Source organism: Streptomyces sp. NPDC007983, from assembly GCF_042958345.1.
Lineage (GTDB): Bacteria > Actinomycetota > Actinomycetes > Streptomycetales > Streptomycetaceae > Streptomyces.
Window position 1 is genome coordinate 367848 of sequence record NZ_JBIBJI010000002.1, and the last position, 20270, is coordinate 388117.

2 protein-coding genes and 1 pseudogene are annotated in these 20270 nt (G+C 69.8%); all 3 read left to right on the forward strand.

Annotated features, from left to right (window positions below):
- Positions 1-4: 4 nt before the first annotated feature.
- The 3 genes and pseudogenes from ACFZCY_RS06475 to ACFZCY_RS06485 all read left to right on the forward strand — a co-directional run bounded on the left by ACFZCY_RS06475 (position 5) and on the right by ACFZCY_RS06485 (position 20260).
- Positions 5-9883 carry a type I polyketide synthase gene (locus ACFZCY_RS06475; protein WP_391169904.1) on the forward strand — a complete coding sequence of 3293 codons (9879 nt, stop codon included), beginning with the start codon at positions 5-7 and terminating at the stop codon, positions 9881-9883.
- A gap of 45 nt (positions 9884-9928) precedes the next feature.
- A pseudogene (locus ACFZCY_RS06480) lies at positions 9929-9982 on the forward strand (polyketide synthase docking domain-containing protein); the annotation flags it as partial.
- A 30-nt stretch (positions 9983-10012) separates the two neighbouring features.
- Positions 10013-20260 carry an SDR family NAD(P)-dependent oxidoreductase gene (locus ACFZCY_RS06485; RefSeq protein ID WP_391170382.1) on the forward strand — a complete coding sequence of 3416 codons (10248 nt, stop codon included), beginning with the start codon at positions 10013-10015 and terminating at the stop codon, positions 20258-20260.
- Positions 20261-20270 lie beyond the last annotated feature (10 nt).

A 20270-nucleotide genomic window follows, 5' to 3' on the forward strand; every position in this document is an offset into this window, starting at 1 on the left:
TTCCATGGTGGACAACACGAAGTACCGCGACTACCTCAACAAGGCGGTCGCCACCGCGCGTCAGGCCACGCGGCGGCTGCGCGAGATCGAGGAAAAGGCGTGGGAACCCATCGCGATCGTCGGCATGGCCTGTCGTCTGCCGGGCGGCGTGACCTCTCCCGAGGACCTGTGGCGGCTGGTGTCCGAAAGCGTCGACGCCATCACGGAGTTCCCCGCGGACCGTGGCTGGGACGTGGCGGGGATGTACGACCCGGACCCCGACGTGCCCGGGAAGTCCTACGTGCGCGAGGGCGGCTTCATCGAGGACGCGGCGGGCTTCGACGCGGAGTTCTTCGGACTCTCCCCGCGTGAGGCGCTGGCGATGGACCCGCAGCAGCGGCTGCTGCTGGAAACTTCGTGGGAGGTCTTCGAACGGGCCGGTATCGCCCCGAACTCCCTGCGCGGCCGGAACATCGGCTTCTACACCGGGCTGATGCACCACGACTACGCCCCCCGGGTGCACGAGGTCCCCGAGGACCTGGAGGCCTACCTGGGGCGGGGCAGCGCGGGCAGCTTCGCCTCGGGCCGGGTGTCGTACACCCTGGGCCTCGAGGGCCCGTCGGTGACGGTGGACACCGCCTGCTCGTCGTCGCTGGTGGCGATCCACCTCGCCGTGCAGTCGCTGCGCTCCGGCGAGTCGGAGATGGCGCTCGCCGGTGGCGCCGCCGTCATGTCCGACAACCAGATGTTCGTGGAGTTCTCCCGCCAGCGCGGGCTCTCCCCGGACGGCCGGTGCAGGGCGTTCGCGGCGGGAGCCAACGGAACCGGCTTCTCCGAGGGTGTCGGGTTGTTGCTGTTGGAGCGGTTGTCGGATGCGCGGCGTCATGGTCATGAGGTGCTGGCTGTGGTGCGGGGCAGTGCGGTGAATCAGGATGGTGCGTCGAATGGTTTGACGGCGCCGAATGGTCCTGCGCAGCAGCGGGTGATTCGTCAGGCGTTGGCGAATGCGCGGTTGTCTGCGGTGGATGTGGATGCGGTGGAGGCGCACGGTACGGGTACGTCGCTGGGCGACCCGATCGAGGCGCAGGCGCTGCTGGCGACGTACGGGCAGGAGCGTCCGGCGAACCGTCCGCTGTGGCTGGGGTCGCTGAAGTCCAACATCGGTCACGCCCAATCGGCGGCCGGTGTGGCCGGGGTCATCAAGATGGTCGAGGCGATGCGGCACGGTGTGCTGCCCAAGACGCTGCACGTGGACATGCCGACACCGGAGGTGGACTGGTCCGCGGGCGCCGTGGAGCTGCTGACCGAGGCCCGCGAGTGGCCCCAGCGCGATGAGCCGCGCCGCGTCGGCGTCTCGTCCTTCGGGCTGAGCGGCACCAATGCGCATGTGATTCTCGAATCGGCGGAGACCGAGGTTGTGGAGCGGACTCTGGTGCCGGAGGGTGTGGTGCCGCTGGTGCTGTCCGCGAAGTCGCCGGAGGCGCTGACCGCTCAGGCGGAGCGGCTGGCGTCCTTCGTGGGGAGCAACCCCGAGGTCGAGCTGTGCGATGTGGGCGCGTCGCTGGTGGGGCGTTCGGGTTTTGAGTGTCGTGGTGTGGTGGTGGCGGGCTCTCGTAGCGACGCCGTGTCCGGGCTGCTGGGGTTGTCGGGTGTGAGCGGCGGTGGTGCGGGTGCTGGTGATGTGGTGTTCGTGTTCCCGGGGCAGGGGGCGCAGTGGGTGGGTATGGCCAGCGAACTGATCGCGTCGTCCGAGGTGTTCGCGGAGCACATGGCCGCGTGTGAAGAGGCGCTGGCGCCGTTCGTGGACTGGTCGCTCCGCGATGCGCTGGGCGATGAGGCCATGCTGGAACGGGTGGATGTGGTCCAGCCCGTGCTGTGGGCGGTGATGGTGTCGCTGGCGGGGCTGTGGCGTTCGTTCGGCGTGGTGCCGGGGTGTGTGGTGGGGCATTCGCAGGGGGAGATCGCGGCGGCGTGTGTGGCGGGTGGGTTGTCGTTGGGTGATGGTGCGTTGGTGGTGGCGCGGCGGAGTCAGGTGATTGCGTCGCGGTTGGCTGGTGGTGGGGGTATGGCGTCGGTGGCGCTGCCGGTGGACGTGGTGACGGGTCGGTTGGGCGAGGGGCTGTCGGTGGCGGCGGTCAATGGTCCGTCGTCGACCGTGGTGGCCGGTGAGGTCGGTGCGCTGGACGCGCTGACGGAGGCGCTGGAGTCGGAGGGGGTGCGGGTTCGCCGGGTGCCGGTGGATTACGCCTCGCACTCGGCCCAGGTGGAACAGATCGAGGCGGAGTTGCTGGAGGTGCTGGGCTCGGTGCGTCCGGTGTCCTCGCCCATTCCGTTCCACTCGACGGTGACCGGTGAGGTGATGGACACCGCTGGTCTGGATGCCGCGTACTGGTACCGGAATCTGCGCCGGACGGTGCTGCTGGGCGAGGTCACCGGGCAGCTGCTGGACCGTGGCCAGCGGGTGTTTGTTGAGATGAGCCCGCATCCGGTGCTGGGGTTCGTGCTGGGTGAGTCGATGGACGCGGCGGGCGTCGACGGCGTCGTAGTGGGGTCGCTGCGGCGTGATGAGGGTGGGTTGCGGCGGTTCTTGTCGTCGGTGGGTGAGGCGTATATGGCGGGTGTGGAGGTGGATTGGGCGGCCGCGTTCGACCAGGCCAACACCCGGCACGTCACCCTGCCCACGTATCCCTTCCAGCACCAGCGCTACTGGCTGGACGCGGGTGACAAGCCCGTGCAGGCAGCCGACCCGGTCGACGCGGCGTTCTGGGCCGCCGTCGACTCCGGAAACACCGACTCGCTCGCCGAGGACCTGCAACTGGACGCCTCGGTGCTGCACCAGGTGGTGCCGGCGCTGTCGTCCTGGCGGCGGCGACACCACGAACAGTCCGTCGTCGACGGATGGCGATACCGCCTCGACTGGGAGCGGGTGAACCCCGGCCCCCACACGGCCTCCGGCACCTGGCTGGTGGCGCTCGGCGCCGAGCCGGGCACACTCACCGACGCGATCCTCGACGGCCTCACCGAGCGCGGCGTACGGGTCCTCCGCGTCGAGGCCGACGACCGCGACCGCAAGCACCTCGCCGACCTGCTGCCCGACGAGCCGGTGACCGGTGTCCTGTCCCTCCTCGCTCTCGACGACCGCCCCCACCCCGTCCACTCCACCTGGTCACGGGGCGCGATCAACTCCGTCACCCTGGTGCAGGCACTCGGCGACGCGGGAATCACCGCCCCCCTCTGGGCGGTGACCTCCGGCGGTGTCGCGGTGGCCGATTCCGCCGAGCTGACGAGCGAGCTGCAGCACATGATGTGGGGTGTCGGCACCGTACTGGCGCTGGACCACCCGGACACCTGGGGTGGGCTGGTCGACCTGCCCGCCGACGGCGAAGCGGATGGCCACGCGATCGGCCTGCTCTGCGCCGCGCTGGGGGCGGCGGATGGTGAGGACCAACTCGCCATTCGTACCGACGGCCTCTATGCCCGACGCATGCTGCGTGCGCCCCTGGACGGCCCGCCCACCACTCCCTGGACGCCATCCGGGACCGTCCTGATCACCGGCGGCACCGGCGGCACCGGCGCGCATGTGGCCCGGTGGCTGGCCGAGCGGGGCGCCGAACACCTGATCCTGACCAGCCGTCGCGGTGCCGACGCCCCAGGCGCCGCCGACCTCCGCGCCGAGCTGGAGGAACGGGGTGCGCAGGTGACCATCGCCGCCTGCGACGTCGCCGACCGGGACGCCGTGGCCGGGCTGCTCGACCTCATCCCCGACGAACACCCCCTGACCGCCGTACTGCACCTCGCCGGGGCGAACCAGACCGAGGCGCCCCTGTCCGAACTCGACGTGGAGCAGTTCGTCGAGATGGGGAACGCCAAGATCGCCGGGGCCCGCCATCTCGACGAGCTGCTGGCCGATCGTGAGCTGGACGCGTTCGTGCTCTTCTCCTCCGGCGCCACCGCCTGGGGCAGCTCCGGCCTCACCTCGTACGCCGGCGCCAACGCCTACCTCGACGCCCTGGCTCATCGCCGCCGTGCCCGAGGCCGCGCCGCCACCTCGATCGCCTGGGGCGCCTGGGCGGGCGGTGGCATGGTGGACGAGGCGATGGCCGCCGAGATGACCCGGCTCGGCGTCACCCTCATGGACCCCCACCTCGCCGTTGCCGCCCTGGTGCAGGCGGTCGAGCACGACCGGACCCACCTGGTCGTCGCCGGAATGGACTGGAGCCGCTTCGCCCCTACGTTCACCATGGCGCGGCCACGACCGCTGCTGCGCGGCCTTCCGGAGGTCACCGACCTGCTGGCCGCCACCGGCGAGGACGCCCCGGATGTCGTCGCCTCCGCTCTCCGTGCCCGGCTGCTGGAACTGACCGAGGCCGAGCAGCGGCGGACGCTGACCGATCTGGTGCGCGAGCAGGCGGGTTCCGTACTGGGACACGCGGACCGCGAGACCGTGGCGGCGGAGCGGGCGTTCAAGGAGATCGGGTTCGACTCGGTCACGGCGGTGGAGCTGCGGAACCGCCTGGCCGCCGCCACCCAACTGCGGCTCCCGGCCACCCTGGTCTTCGACTACCCGAACCCGGTGGCGCTGGCGGACTACCTGCGCACCGAACTCCTCGGCGATCAGGGAACCACCGTCGTGGCCACCGCGGCCACCGCGGCCGTCGCGGCCGTCGGTGTCGCTGCGGGGGCCGAGCCGGGTTCGCCCGCCCATGACCCCATCGCGATCGTGGCGATGAGCTGCCGGCTGCCCGGCGGGGTACGGTCCCCGGAGGAGCTGTGGACCCTGCTGTCCGAGGGGCGCGAAGCGGTCTGCGACTTCCCGACCGACCGGGGCTGGGACCTGGAGAACCTGTTCTCCGACGCCCCGGACGCCGCGGGCACGTCCTACGTACGCCGCGGTGGCTTCCTGCACGACGTCGCGGCCTTCGACGCCGGGTTCTTCGGCATCAACCCGCGTGAGGCGCTGGCGATGGACCCGCAGCAGCGGCTGCTGCTGGAGACGTCGTGGGAGGTCTTCGAACGGGCCGGCATCGACCCGATGTCCCTGCGTGGCAAGGACGTCGGCGTGTTCACCGGCATGGGATCGCAGGACTACACCCCGCGTCTCGGCGGCGGCGCCGAGGGCACCGAGGGGTACGCGCTGACCGGCAGCGCGGGGAGCGTCGCCTCCGGGCGCATCTCCTACACGCTGGGACTCGAAGGGCCCGCGCTCACCATCGACACGGCCTGCTCGTCGTCCTTGGTGGCGTTGCACTCCGCGACCCAGGCCCTGCGCGGTGGCGAGTGCTCACTGGCTCTGGCCGGAGGCGTCGCCGTGATGTCCACTCCGGGTGTGTTCGTGGAGTTCTCCCGGCAGCGCGGCCTGGCCCCGGACGGCCGTTGCAAGGCGTTCGCCGACAGCGCCGACGGCACGGGGTGGTCCGAGGGTGTGGGGTTGCTGTTGCTGGAGCGGTTGTCGGACGCGCGGGCGAACGGGCACCAGGTGCTGGCCGTGGTGCGGGGCAGCGCGGTGAACCAGGACGGTGCGTCGAACGGCCTGACGGCGCCGAATGGTCCCGCGCAGCAGCGGGTGATCCGGCAGGCTCTCGCCAACGCGGGTGTGGCGCCCGCCGACGTCGATGCGGTGGAGGCGCACGGTACGGGTACGTCGCTGGGCGACCCGATCGAGGCGCAGGCGCTGCTGGCGACGTACGGCCAGGAACGCCCGGCCGACCGCCCCCTGTGGCTGGGAGCCCTGAAATCCAACATCGGCCACACCGGGGCCACGGCGGGTGTCGCCGGTGTGATCAAGATGGTGGAGGCGATGCGGCGGGGCGTGCTGCCGAAGACGCTGCATGTGGATGCGCCGTCGTCGAAGGTGGATTGGTCGGCGGGTGCGGTGGAGTTGCTGACGGAGGCGCGTGAGTGGCCGGAGGCGAACCGTCCGAGGCGTGCGGGTGTGTCGGCATTCGGCATCGGCGGGACGAATGCGCATGTGGTGCTGGAGGCCGCCGTCGAGGAGGAGCCTGCCGTCGAGCGTGTGGTCTCCGGTGGTGCGGTGCCGCTGGTGGTGTCAGGGAAGTCGGCGGAGGCGGTGAGCGCGCAGGCGGAGCGGCTGGCGTCCTATCTGGCGGCTCACGGCGATGCGGTGAGTCTGGTGGATGTGGCGTATTCGTTGGCGACGTCGCGGGCGCAGTTTGGCCATCGTGCGGTGGTGGTGGCGGAGTCTGCTGGCCAGGCGGGGGATGCGTTGGCGGCGGTGCGTGGTGAGGAGGTGGTTTCTGGTCGGTTGGGTGTGGTGTTCACCGGTCAGGGGTCGCAGCGGCTGGGTATGGGGCGTGCGCTGTACGCGGCGTATCCGGTGTTTGCGGAGGCGTTCGACGAGGTCTGTGAGGCCGTGGATGTTCCCCTTGGTCGGTCGTTGAAGGAGGTTGTCTTCGGGGCGTCGGAGCTGCTGGATCAGACGGGGTTTGCGCAGCCTGCGTTGTTTGCGGTGGAGGTGGCGCTGTTCCGTCTGGTGGAGTCGTGGGGTGTGCGGCCGGACTTTGTGGCGGGGCATTCGATCGGTGAGGTCGTGGCCGCCTATGTGGCGGGTGTGTGGTCGCTGGAGGATGCGGCGGCGTTGGTGGTGGCCCGGGGCCAGCTGATGCAGGCGTTGCCCGAGGGCGGCGTGATGGTGGCGGTCGAAGCCACCGAGGACGAGGTAGCCCCGCTGCTGACCGACGGTGTGAGCATCGCCGCGATCAACGGGCCGACATCGCTGGTGCTCTCCGGAGCCGAGGACGCTGTTCTCGCGGTGACGGAGCGCTTTGAGGGCCGTCGCGTCAAGCGGCTGCGGGTCTCGCACGCCTTCCACTCCTCGTTGATGGACGGGATGCTGGAGGACTTCCGCCAGGTCGCCGCCGGTTTGGCCTACGCCGCGCCGCAGCTTCCGGTGGTGTCGAACCTGACCGGTGAGCTGGCTGACCCCGCACGGCTGTGCTCGCCGGAGTACTGGGTCGAGCACGTCCGTGGCACCGTCCGCTTCGCTGATGGGGTGGAGGCCCTGCGGAAGCAGGGGGTGGCGACGTTCCTGGAGCTGGGTCCGGACGGTGTGCTGACCGCGATGGTGGGCCAGGACGGCGTACCGACCCTGCGCCGTGACGTGGCCGATGAGCGTCGGGCATTGCTCACGGCCGTAGGACGACTGCACGTCCGAGGGGTCGAGGTCGGCTGGGAGCAGGTGTTCGCGGGGACCGGCGCGCGGCGCGTCGACCTGCCCACGTACGCCTTCCAGCAGGAGAAGTTCTGGCTCGCCGCGACCACACCCGCCATGAGCGACGTATCGATGGATCATCCGCTGCTCAGCGCCGTGGTGGCCGTTCCGGACACGGGCGGTGTGCTCTGCACCGGTCGATTGTCGTTGGCCGCACAGCCATGGCTCGCCGATCACGTGGTGTCGGGTGTGCCCGTCGTACCCGGGTCGGCGCTGGTCGAGCTGGCGCTCCGCGCGGGCGACGAGGTCGGCGCGGGCTCCTTGTCGGAGCTGGTGAGCGAAGCTCCGCTCGTGCTGCCGGAAACGGGCTCGGTACGGGTGCAGGTCTCGGTGGGCGCCTCGGACGGCACGGGTCGGCGACCGGTGGACATCTATTCCAGGCCCGAGAAGGGCGATGCGCCCTGGACCCGTCACGCGACCGGGACGCTGGCGGCCGCCGAGACGAGCCCGCCGGCGACCGTGGACGTATGGCCCCCGGCCGGCGCGGAGCCCGCCCAGGTCGCTGCCCTCCCCGGAGAGCTGCGTCGGGTGTGGACTCGCGGTACCGATGTCTTCGCCGACATCGGCCTCGGCGAGCAGCACACCGCCACTGCCGGGCGTTTCGGCGTCCACCCTGCGCTGCTGGAGGCCGCGGCACGGGCTGCCGGGCTACCGGGCCGGGCCGCCGAGTGGCGTGGCGTGACGCTGCACGCCACCGGCGCGTCGGAGGTGCGGGTACGGCTCTCGCCCACGGGCCCCGCGTCGATGTCGATGGAGATCGCTGACGGCCAAGGTGCGCCGGTCGCGTCGGTGGACTCGCTCGTACTACGGGCGATAGCGGACGAGGATCTGAGGACGACGGCCGGACACGACGCACTGTTCCGCGTCGAGTGGTCGCAGGTGGCGGCACAGGCTGGGGGCGGTCCTGTCGGCAGCGCCGGGTCTGCTGCTTCGGAAGATGCGGCGTTGCTGGAAGCGATGTCGGCCGAGGACGGAGCCGCAGGTGCGCACGCGCTTGTCGCGCGTGTCCTCACCGAGCTGCAGGCATTCCTCGCTTCGTCCGCCACGCACCGTCTGGTGGTGGTGACGCGGGGCGCGGTCGGGGTGTCCGGCGACGCGGAGGTGACCGATCCCGCGGGTGCCGCGGTGTGGGGCCTGGTGCGCTCGGCGCAGGCGGAGAACCCGGGCCGCATCGTGCTGATGGATGTGGACGGGGACGTGGACGAGCACGGTCAGCGGCCCTCCGATGAGGTTCTGGCGGGTGTGCTGGAGTCGGGTGAGCCGCAGGTGGCGGTGCGGGCCGGGAAGGTCTACGCACCACGGCTGACCAGGAACGCCACGACATCCGCCCAGCCCGGTGCGGAGCGGGCGCTGAACCCCGAGGGCACGGTGCTGATCACGGGTGGCACCGGAACCCTCGGCGGTGTGGTCGCCCGTCATCTGGTGTCGGCCCACGGTGTCCGCCACCTGGTGCTGGCCAGCCGTCGTGGACCGGCGGTGGCAGGTGCGGACGAACTGAAGGCCGAGCTGGAAGGGCTCGGGGCGAGCGTCGCGCTGGTCGCCTGCGACGTGGCGGATCGGGATTCCCTGTGTACGGTGCTGGAAGCCGTGCCCGAGGACAGGCCCTTGACCGGTGTGGTGCACACCGCCGGTGTACTCGACGACGGTGTGATCACGAGCCTGACCCCGGACCGCCTGAGCGCGGTCTTCCGGCCGAAGGTCGATGCGGCGCTGGTGCTGCACGAGCTGACCGCCGGCTTGGACCTGGACGCGTTCGTCCTGTACTCGTCCGCGTCCGGAATGATCGGCGGCCCGGGGCAGGGCAACTACGCGGCGGCGAATGCCTTCCTGGACGCCTTCGCGCAGTGGCGCAGGGCACAGGCGCTGCCCGCGGTGTCCCTGGCATGGGGTCAGTGGGCCGAATCGAGTGCCATGACAGGGAAGTTGGGCGACACGGACCTGGCCCGGTTGAGTCGCGCCGGTATCGAACCGCTGTCTTCGGACGAGGGCATGGCCCTGTTCGACGTCGGCCTGCGTGGTGAGCAGGCGGTGCTGGCGCCGGTGAAGTTCGACTTCGCCTCCTTGACGGAACAGGCAGGGGCCGACCTCCTCCCGTCGATGCTGCGGGGCCTGGTGCGTCGGCCCCGCCGTACCGCGGGCGTGCCCGGCGGCGTCCCCGCCGCGGCCGGTGTCTCCCTGACCGACCGTCTGGCGTCGATGCCGGAACCGGAGCAGCGGCGCACGTTGGTGGAGCTGGTACGCGGTGACGCGGCGACCGTCCTCGGCCGACCGGGCAAGGACGTCATCGCGCCGGACCGTGCCTTCAAGGACATCGGGTTCGACTCCCTCACCGGCGTGGAATTGCGCAACCGGCTCACGGCTGCCACCGGGCTGGCACTGCCCGCCTCCGCGGTGTTCGACCACCCGACGCCCGTGGCCCTCGCCGAGCACTTGTTGGGGCAACTGGTCGCCCCCGAGGTGTCCGTGCTGTCCGAACTCGACCGCCTGGAAGCGGCGTTCGGCTCCACGGACCTGGAGGACACGGTGAAAGCACAGGTGGTCAAGCGCCTCCAGGCCCTGGCCACCAGGTGGGCGTCGTCCGGTGGCGCCTTCGAGGCCGACGAGGAGTTCGACTTCGACTCCGCCTCCGACGACGAGCTCTTCGACTTCGCCGAGAGCGAGCTCGGCTCCTCATGACCGCCGGCCCCACCGCCCGAACCTCCTGATGGGGAGAGACCTTCCATGACGACGAACGACGACAAGCTCCGCGGTTACCTCAAGCGCGCCCTAGCCGACCTTTCCCAGGCCCGTACGCGGCTGCGGGAGATCGAGTCGGAGAAGACGGACCCGATCGCGGTCGTCGCCATGGGCTGCCGTCTGCCGGGCGGGGTGGCGTCGCCCGAGGACCTGTGGGAGCTCGTCGCCGGTGGCACCGATGGCATCAGCCCCTTCCCGTCCGACCGGGGCTGGGACCTGGAGAGCGTCTTCGATCCGGACCCCGAGCGGGCCGGGAAGTCGTACGTCAGGGAAGGCGGCTTCATCGACGGCGCCGCGGACTTCGACGCGGCCTTCTTCGGCATCAGCCCGCGTGAGGCGCTGGCGATGGACCCGCAGCAGCGGCTGCTGCTGGAGACGTCGTGGGAGGTGCTGGAACGGGCGGGTATCGACCCGACCACCCTGCGCGGACGCAACGTGGGCGTATTCGCCGGAGCCAAGCCGCAGGACTACATCCCCAGCCTTGAGGGCGGCGAGGAGGGCGCCGAAGGCTATGCGCTCACGGGCAGCGCGGGCGCCGTCACCTCGGGGCGCGTGGCCTACAGCTTCGGCTTCGAAGGTCCTGCGGTCACCATCGACACGGCGTGCTCCTCGGCGCTCGTCGCCATCCACCTGGCCGCGCAGGCGCTGCGCTCGGGCGAGTGCTCGCTGGCGCTGGCCGGTGGCGTCGCGGTGATGGCCACCCCGGGCGCGTTCGTCGCGTTCTCCCGGCAGCGCGGCCTCGCCCCGGACGCCCGGTGCAAGGCATTCGCGGCTGGTGCGGACGGTACGGCGTGGGCTGAGGGTGTGGGGTTGCTGTTGCTGGAGCGGTTGTCGGACGCGCGGGCGAACGGGCACCAGGTGCTGGCCGTGGTGCGGGGCAGCGCGGTGAACCAGGACGGTGCGTCGAACGGCCTGACCGCGCCGAATGGTCCCGCGCAGCAGCGGGTGATCCGGCAGGCCCTCGCCAACGCCGGTCTCATCGGCACGGACATCGATGCGGTGGAGGCGCACGGTACGGGTACGTCGTTGGGCGACCCGATCGAGGCGCAGGCGCTGCTGGCCACGTACGGCCAAGGGCGCAGCGCGGATCGCCCGCTGTGGCTGGGTTCGTTGAAGTCCAACATCGGCCACACGCAGGCGACGGCCGGAGCCGCCAGCGTGATCAAGATGGTGGAGGCGATGCGGCGGGGTGTGTTGCCGAAGACGCTGCATGTGGATGCGCCGTCGCCGAAGGTGGATTGGTCGGCGGGTGCGGTGGAGTTGCTGACGGAGGCGCGTGAGTGGCCGGACGTGGATCGGCCGAGGCGTGCGGCGGTGTCCTCGTTCGGCATCAGCGGGACGAATGCGCATGTGGTGCTGGAGGCCGTCGTCGAGGATGACGTTGCCGAGCGTGTGGTGTCCGGTGGTGTGGTGCCGCTGGTGGTGTCGGGCAAGTCGGCCGATGCGGTGTCCGCGCAGGCGGAGCAGTTGGCGTCCTATCTGGCGGCTCACGGCGATGCGGTGAGTCTGGTGGATGTGGCGTATTCGTTGGCGACGTCGCGGGCGCACTTTGGCCATCGTGCGGTGGTGGTGGCGGAATCTGCTGGTCAGGCGCGGGATGCGTTGGCGGCTGTGCGTGGTGAGGAGGTGGTTTCCGGTCGGTTGGGTGTGGTGTTCACCGGTCAGGGGTCGCAGCGGCTGGGTATGGGGCGTGCGCTGTACGCGGCGTATCCGGTGTTTGCGGAGGCGTTCGACCAGGTCTGTGAGGCCGTGGATGTTCCCCTTGGTCGGTCGTTGAAGGAGGTTGTCTTCGGGGAGTCGGAGCTGCTGGATCAGACGGGGTTTGCGCAGCCTGCGTTGTTTGCGGTGGAGGTGGCGCTGTTCCGTCTGGTGGAGTCGTGGGGTGTGCGGCCGGATTTTGTGGCAGGGCATTCGATCGGTGAGGTCGTGGCCGCCCATGTGGCGGGTGTGTGGTCGCTGGAGGACGCGGCGGCGTTGGTGGTGGCCCGAGGCCAGCTGATGCAGGCCCTCCCGGCGGGTGGGGTGATGGTGGCGGTCGAGGCCACCGAGGACGAGGTCACCCCGCTGCTGACCGACGGTGTGAGCATCGCGGCCATCAATGGGCCGACGTCGCTGGTGCTCTCCGGAGCCGAGGACGCGGTCATGGCGGTGGCCGGGCGCTTTGAGGGGCGTCGGGTGAAGCGGCTGCGGGTCTCGCACGCCTTCCACTCCTCGTCGATGGACGGGATGCTGGAGGACTTCCGCCAGGTCGCCGCCGGTCTGGCCTACGCCGCGCCTCAGCTGCCGGTGGTGTCGAACCTGACCGGTGAGTTGGCTGACCCCGCACGGCTGTGCTCGCCGGAGTATTGGGTTGAGCACGTCCGTGGCACGGTTCGCTTCGCCGATGGGGTGGAGGCCCTGCGGGCGCAGGGGGTGGCGACGTTCCTGGAGCTGGGCCCGGACGGTGTGCTGACCGCGATGGTGGGGCAGGACGGAGTGCCGACCCTGCGCCGCGATGTGACCGATGAGCGTCGGGCGTTGCTCACTGCTGTAGGGCGGCTGCATGTGCGCGGTGTCGCGGTGGACTGGGAGGCGGTGTTCGCGGGGGCGGGCGCGCGGCGCGTCGACCTGCCGACGTACGCCTTCCAGCGGCAGCGCTTCTGGCTGACGTCTGGCGTCTCGGCAGCCGATGGGGCATTGGCGGCCGAGCACCCGCTGCTCAGCACTGTCATGCCGGTACCGGATACCGGTGGTGTGGTGTGCAGTGGTCGGTTGTCGTTGGCTGTGCAGCCGTGGCTGGCTGATCACGCGGTGTCGGGTGTGGTGTTGTTGCCGGGGTCGGCGTTGGTGGAGTTGGCGGTCCGTGCTGGGGATGAGGTGGGTGCGGGGTCGCTGCGGGAGTTGGTGATCGAGGCGCCGTTGGTGGTGCCGGAGTCGGGTGCCGTACGGGTGCAGGTCTCGGTCGGCGGGGAGCAGGCCGATGGTGGGCGTTCTGTCGCGGTGTACTCGCGGCCTGAGGATGCGGTGTCTGAGACGGCTTGGACCCGGCACGCCAGCGGTCAGGTCGTGAGCGAGGCACCGGCCTCTGTCGGCTCCTTTGAGGTGTGGCCGCCGGTGGGGGCTGAGGCGGTGGATGTGTCGGGTCTGTATGAGGAGCTGGCTGGGCGGGGTTATGGCTATGGGCCGGTGTTCCAGGGGTTGAGGTCGGTGTGGCGGCGTGGTGGCGAGGTGTTCGCCGAGGTCGCTTTGGGGGCGGAGGCTGCGGGGGCAGAGTCGGGGTTCGGGTTGCATCCGGCGTTGCTGGATGCGGCGCTGCACGCGGGGGCGTTTGTGGAGTCGGGTGGGACTGCCGGGGATGGAGTGTTGCTGCCGTTCGCGTGGAACGGCGTGACGTTGCACGCGGCGGGGGCGTCGGCGCTGCGGGTGCGGTTGTCCTCTGCGGGTTCTGAGGCGCTGTCGTTGGAGATCGCTGACGGCGCCGGTGCGCCGGTGGCGTCGGTGGAGTCGTTGGTGATGCGGGCCGTTTCCGATGAGCAGCTGAGGGCTGCGGCCGGGAACGACGCGCTGTTCCGGGTGGAGTGGTCGCGTCTGCCGCTACGCGCCCAGGCCGACCCGGAGCCGGTTGCTGCGACGGTGGTGCGGGCGCGGTCCGAGGGGCAGGGGAGTGAGGAAGCTCATCGCCTGTGTGCCGAGGTGCTGGACCAGCTGCAGACCTTCCTGGCCTCTGCGGACTCCGGCCGCCTGGTGGTGGTCACCGAGGGCGCTGTGGGTGTTGAGGATGACGCCGAGGTGAGCGATCCGGCAGGTGCGGCGGTGTGGGGATTGGTGCGTTCCGCGCAGGTGGAAAACCCCGACCGGGTCGTGCTGGTCGATACGGACGGAGGTGAGCCGTCCGATGAGCTGATCGCGACCGTGCTGACCTCGGACGAGCCCCAGGTGGCGGTCCGAGCCGGCACGGTGTACGCACCACGGCTGGTGCGTACGCCCGCGAAGAAGGCCACGTCCGCATCCCCGCTGAACCCCGAGGGCACGGTCCTGATCACCGGGGGTACGGGGACATTGGGCGCTGTGGTCGCTCGCCACCTCGTATCGGAGCACGGCGTACGCAACCTGGTGCTCGCCAGCCGTCGGGGCATGGCCGCCGCCGGAGTCGAGGAGTTGAACACCGAGCTGGAGCAGCTCGGGGCGAACGTCCGCGTGGTCGTATGCGATGTGGCCGATCGTGAGGATCTGAGCCATGTGCTGGCGTCGATTCCGGTGGATGCGCCGCTGACGGGTGTGGTGCATACGGCGGGTGTGCTCGATGACGGTGTGATCTCGAGCCTTTCGCCGGAGCGTCTGGGGGCCGTGTTCCGGCCGAAGGTCGATGCGGCTTGGGTGCTGCATGAGCTGACCGCGGATCTGGAGCTGGATGCGTTTGTGGTGTTCTCCTCCGCGTCGGGAGTGCTGGGCGGTCCGGGACAGGGCAACTACTCGGCGGCCAATGCGTTCCTGGACGCCTTCGTGCAGTGGCGTCGGGCGCAGGGGTTGCCTGCGGTGTCCCTGGCGTGGGGCCTGTGGGGCGAGACCAGCGGTATGACCAGCACGCTCGACCAGACCGACCAGGCCCGGATGAACCGCAGTGGCATCAAACCGTTGTCCTCCGATGAGGGCATGGCGTTGTTCGACATCGGCCTCGGCGCCGGCGAGTCGGCGTTGGTGCCGGCGAAGTTCGACCTCACCTCTTTGGCTCATCAGGCAGAGGCAGGCCAGCTGGCCGCGATGCTTCGCGGACTCGTACGCGTGCCTCGGCGCCGCACCGCAGCCACCGGCGACACCACTACCGGTGAGTCCTTGGCGGGGCGGTTGTTGGGGTTGTCGCGTGAGGAGCAGGGGCGGGTGTTGGTGGGTGTGGTGTGTGGTGAGGTGGCGGTGGTGTTGGGGCATGCGAATGCCGGGAGTGTGGGGGAGCGGCAGGCGTTCAGTGATTTGGGGTTTGATTCGCTGACGGCGGTGGAGTTGCGTAATCGGTTGAATGCGGTGTCGGGGTTGCGGTTGCCTGCGACGTTGATTTTTGATTATCCGTCGCCGGTGGTGTTGGCGGAGTTTTTGCGGGTGGAGTTGGTGGGGGAGGCTGCGGTCGAGCCGGTGGTGGGTTCGGCTGTGGTGGGGTCGGTGTCGGATGATCCGGTGGCGATTGTGGCGATGGGGTGTCGTTTGCCGGGTGGGGTGGGTTCGCCGGAGGATTTGTGGCGGTTGGTGGTGGAGGGGCGGGACGGTATTTCGCTGTTTCCTGAGGATCGTGGTTGGGATGTGGCGAATCTTTTTGATCCGGATCCTGGTCGGGTGGGGAAGTCGTCGGTGCGGCATGGTGGGTTTTTGCATGACGCGGGTGAGTTCGATCCGGGGTTTTTCGGGATCAGTCCGCGTGAGGCGTTGGCGATGGATCCGCAGCAGCGGTTGCTGCTGGAGGTGTCGTGGGAGGTGCTGGAGCGGGCGGGTATTGACCCGACCTCGCTGCGCGGGAGCCGGACCGGTGTCTTCGCGGGAGCCATGTACCACGACTATTCCGAGGCCGTCGCTGCGGGCAGCCTGGTCTCGGGCCGCGTTTCCTACGCCCTTGGACTCGAAGGTCCCTCTGTGACGGTGGATACGGCGTGTTCGTCGTCGTTGGTGGCATTGCATTCCGCGGTCCAGGCATTGCAGTCCGGGGAATGCTCACTGGCATTGGCAGGCGGCGTGGCCGTCATGTCAACGCCCATCGCCTTCATTCAATTTTCGCGGCAGCGTGGGCTTGCTCCGGATGGTCGGTGCAAGTCGTTCGCGGCTGGTGCGGATGGGACGGCGTGGGCTGAGGGTGCGGGGTTGCTGTTGTTGGAGCGGTTGTCGGATGCGCGGGCGAATGGGCACCAGGTGCTGGCCGTGGTGCGGGGCAGTGCGGTGAATCAGGACGGTGCGTCGAATGGCATTACGGCGCCGAATGGTCCGTCGCAGCAGCGGGTGATCCGGCAGGCGCTGGCCAATGCCGGACTGAAGGGCACGGACATTGACGTGGTGGAGGCGCACGGTACGGGTACGTCGTTGGGCGACCCGATCGAGGCTCAGGCGCTGCTGGCCACGTATGGGCAGGAGCGTGCGGCGGATCGTCCGCTGTGGCTGGGCTCGCTGAAGTCGAACATCGGGCATGCGCAGGCGGCTGCGGGTGTGGCCGGGATCATCAAGATGGTGGAGGCGATGCGGCGGGGTGTGCTGCCGAAGACGCTGCATGTGGATGCGCCGTCGCCGAAGGTGGATTGGTCGGCGGGTGCGGTGGAGTTGCTGACGGAATCACGTGAGTGGCCGGAGGTGGATCGGCCGAGGCGTGCGGCGGTGTCGTCGTTCGGCATCAGCGGGACGAATGCGCATGTGGTACTGGAGGCCGTCATGGAGGATGACGTTGCCGAGCGTGTGGTGTCCGGTGGTGTGGTGCCGTTGGTCGTGTCGGGCAAGTCGGCGGACGTTGTGGCCGCGCAGGCGGAGCAACTGGCGGCCTTTCTGAAGGCTCGCGATGACGTGAGCCTGGCCGATGTGGCCTATTCGTTGGCGACGTCGCGGGTGCATTTTGATCACCGTGCGGTGGTGGTGGCGGAATCTGCTGGCCAGGCGCGGGATGCGTTGGCGGCGGTGCGTGGTGAGGAGGTGGTTTCTGGTCGGTTGGGTGTGGTGTTCACCGGTCAGGGGTCGCAGCGGCTGGGTATGGGGCGTGTGCTGTACGCGGCGTATCCGGTGTTCGCGGAGGCGTTCGACCAGGTCTGTGAGGCCGTGGATGTTCCCCTTGGGCGGTCGTTGAAGGAGGTTGTCTTCGGGGAGTCGGAGCTGCTGGATCAGACGGGGTTTGCGCAGCCTGCGTTGTTTGCGGTGGAGGTGGCGCTGTTCCGTCTGGTGGAGTCGTGGGGTGTGCGGCCGGATTTTGTGGCAGGGCATTCGATCGGTGAGGTCGTGGCCGCCCATGTGGCGGGTGTGTGGTCGCTGGAGGATGCGGCGGCGTTGGTGGTGGCCCGAGGCCAGCTGATGCAGGCCCTCCCGGCGGGTGGGGTGATGGTGGCGGTCGAGGCCACCGAGGACGAGGTCACCCCGCTGCTGACCGACGGCGTGGACATCGCTGCGATCAACGGGCCGACGTCACTGGTGCTCTCCGGGGGCGAGGACGCGGTCATGGCGGTGGCCGGACGTTTCGCAGGTCGTCGGGTGAAGCGGCTGCGGGTCTCGCATGCCTTCCACTCGCCGTTGATGGACGGGATGCTGGAGGAATTCCGCCAGGTCGCGGCCGGTTTGGCCTACGCCGAGCCGCAGCTTCCGGTGGTGTCGAACCTGACCGGTGAGCTGGCTGAGCCCGCACGGCTGTGCTCGCCGGAGTACTGGGTTGAGCACGTCCGTGGCACGGTTCGCTTCGCTGATGGGGTGGAGGCCCTGCGGTCGCAGGGGGTGGCGACGTTCCTGGAGCTGGGTCCGGACGGTGTGCTGACCGCGATGGTGGGCCAGGACGGCGTACCGACCCTGCGCCGCGATGTGAGCGACGAGCAGCGCGCGTTGCTCACGGCCCTGGGGCGGCTGCATGTCCGAGGGGTTGAGGTCGACTGGGAGGCGGTGTTCGCGGGGACGGGCGCACGGCGCGTCGACCTGCCCACGTACCCCTTCCAGCGCCAGCGCTACTGGCTGATTCCGGACGAGTCTGCGGGCGACCTTGCGCTGTCGGTGGGCCATCCGTTGCTCAGCTCGGTGGTGAGTGTTCCCGACTCCGGTGGTGTGGTGTGCAGTGGTCGGTTGTCGTTGGCTGTGCAGCCGTGGCTGGCTGATCATGCGGTGTCGGGTGTGGTGTTGTTGCCGGGGTCGGCGTTGGTGGAGTTGGCGGTCCGTGCTGGGGATGAGGTGGGTGCCGGGTCGCTGCGGGAGTTGGTGATCGAGGCGCCGTTGGTGGTGCCGGAGTCGGGTGCGGTACGGGTGCAGGTCTCGGTCGGCGGGGAGCAGGCCGATGGTGGGCGTTCGGTCGCGGTGTATTCGCGGTCCGACGATGCGGTGTCCGGGACAGCGTGGACTCGCCACGCCAGCGGTCAGGTCGTGAGCGAGGCACCGGCCTCTGTCGGCTCCTTTGAGGTGTGGCCGCCGGTGGGGGCTGAGGCGGTGGATGTGTCGGGTCTGTATGAGGAGCTGGCTGGGCGGGGTTATGGCTATGGGCCGGTGTTCCAGGGGTTGAGGTCGGTGTGGCGGCGTGGTGGCGAGGTGTTCGCCGAGGTCGCTTTGGGGGCGGAGGCTGCGGGGGCGGAGTCGGGGTTCGGGTTGCATCCGGCGTTGCTGGATGCGGCGCTGCACGCGGGGGCGTTCGTAAAGTCGGACCACGACGACGGGGTGTCGTTGCCGTTCGCGTGGAACGGTGTGACGTTGCACGCGGCGGGAGCGTCGGCGCTGCGGGTGCGGTTGTCCTCTGCGGGCTCTGAGGCGCTGTCGTTGGAGATCGCTGACGGCGCCGGTGCGCCGGTGGCGTCGGTGGAGTCGTTGGTGATGCGGGCCGTTTCCGATGAGCAGCTGAGGGCTGCGGCCGGGAACGACGCGCTGTTCCGGGTGGAGTGGTCGCGCCTGCCGCTACGCGCCCAGGCCGACCCGGGACCGGTCACCGCCACGGTGGTGCGGGCCCGATCCAGCGAGAAGGGCGCTGCGGGGGTGCACAGGCTGTGTGCCGAGGTCTTGGGGTCGTTGCAGACCTTCCTGGCCTCTGCCGACTCCGGCCGCCTGGTCGTCGTCACCGAGGGCGCTGTGGGCGTCGAGGGTGACGCCGAGGTGAGCGATCCGGCCGGTGCGGCGGTGTGGGGATTGGTACGTTCCGCGCAGGCGGAGAACCCCCACCGCATCGTGTTGCTGGATACGGACCAGGGCGAGCCGTCCGACGAGCTGATCGCGAGCGTCCTTGCCTCGGGCGAGCCGCAGGCAGCGGTCCGAGCCGGCACCGCATACGCGCCACGACTCGTGGCGACCTCCGCCTCTTCCCAGCCGGGATCGCCGCCCGCCTTCACCTCCGAAGGCACGGTGTTGATCACCGGAGGAACCGGAACACTGGGCCGATCGATCGCGCGTCATGTGGTGTCGGCACATGATGTGCGGAGCCTGGTGCTGACCAGCCGCCGGGGGCCGGCGGCGGACGGCGCGCAGGAACTGCGGGCCGAGTTGGAGGCCCTTGGCGCCCGGGTCGACATCGTCGCCTGCGACGTAGCCGATCGTGCCGACCTACGCGAGCTGCTGGCGTCGGTTCCGGTGGATGCGCCGCTGACGGGTGTGGTGCATACGGCGGGTGTGCTCGATGACGGTGTGATCTCGAGCCTTTCGCCGGAGCGTCTGGGTGCGGTGTTCCGGCCGAAGGTCGATGCGGCTTGGGCGTTGCATGAGCTGACCGCGGATCTGGAGCTGGATGTCTTTGTGGTGTTCTCCTCCGCGTCGGGAGTGCTGGGCAGCCCGGGGCAGGGCAACTACTCGGCGGCGAACGCGTTCCTGGACGCCTTCGCCCAGTGGCGTAGGGCGCAGGGGTTGCCTGCGGTGTCCCTGGCGTGGGGCCTGTGGGGCAAGGCGAGCGGTATGACCAGCACGCTCGACCAGGCCGACCAGGCCCGGATGAACCGTGGCGGTGTGCAGCCGTTGCCGACCGAAGAAGGAATGACGTTGTTCGACGCTGGTCTGCACGCCGAGGAGCCGGTGTTGGTGCCGGTGAAGTTCGACTTCATCGGCTTGGCGGAACAGGCCCGGGCCGGACATCTGCCGCCCATCTTGAGCGGACTGGTGCGTCAGCCACGCCGCGCCGCGGGTGGCAGTGCCACGACGAGTGTGTCCCTGGTGGACCGACTGATAGCGCTGTCGGCTGAGGAACAGACGGCACTGTTGCTGGAGTTGGTGCGCGGAGAGATCGCCGTGGTGCTGGGCCATGCCGATGCGACGAATATCGCGGCAGGGCAGGCATTCAGCGAACTCGGCTTCGATTCGCTTACCGCCGTGGAGCTGCGTAATCGCCTGGCAAACACGACGGGAATTCGGCTGCCCGCCACGCTCATCTTCGACTATCCCTCGCCGGCGGTTCTCACCGAGCACCTGCGAACGGAACTGGTGCCGGAGGCGGGTATAGGTGACATTTCAGAAGTGGATGAGGCCGGACTGCGCCGTGTGCTGGCGACCGTGCCGCTCCAGCGATTCCAGGATCTGGGCGTGCTGGAAAAGCTGGTGGAGCTGATGAACTCCGGGGCGGCGGCACCTCAGGTTCGGGAGAGCCAGTCGCATCTGATCGCAGACATGGACGTCGACAGCCTCATCGAACGGGCGATGGGCACCACCAACAACTGACCCCGTCACG

What these genes read in the sequence shown, in the direction of transcription:
- ACFZCY_RS06475 (WP_391169904.1), top strand. Translation starts at nt 5, where the DNA reads ATGGTGGACAACACGAAGTACCGCGACTACCTCAACAAGGCGGTCGCC.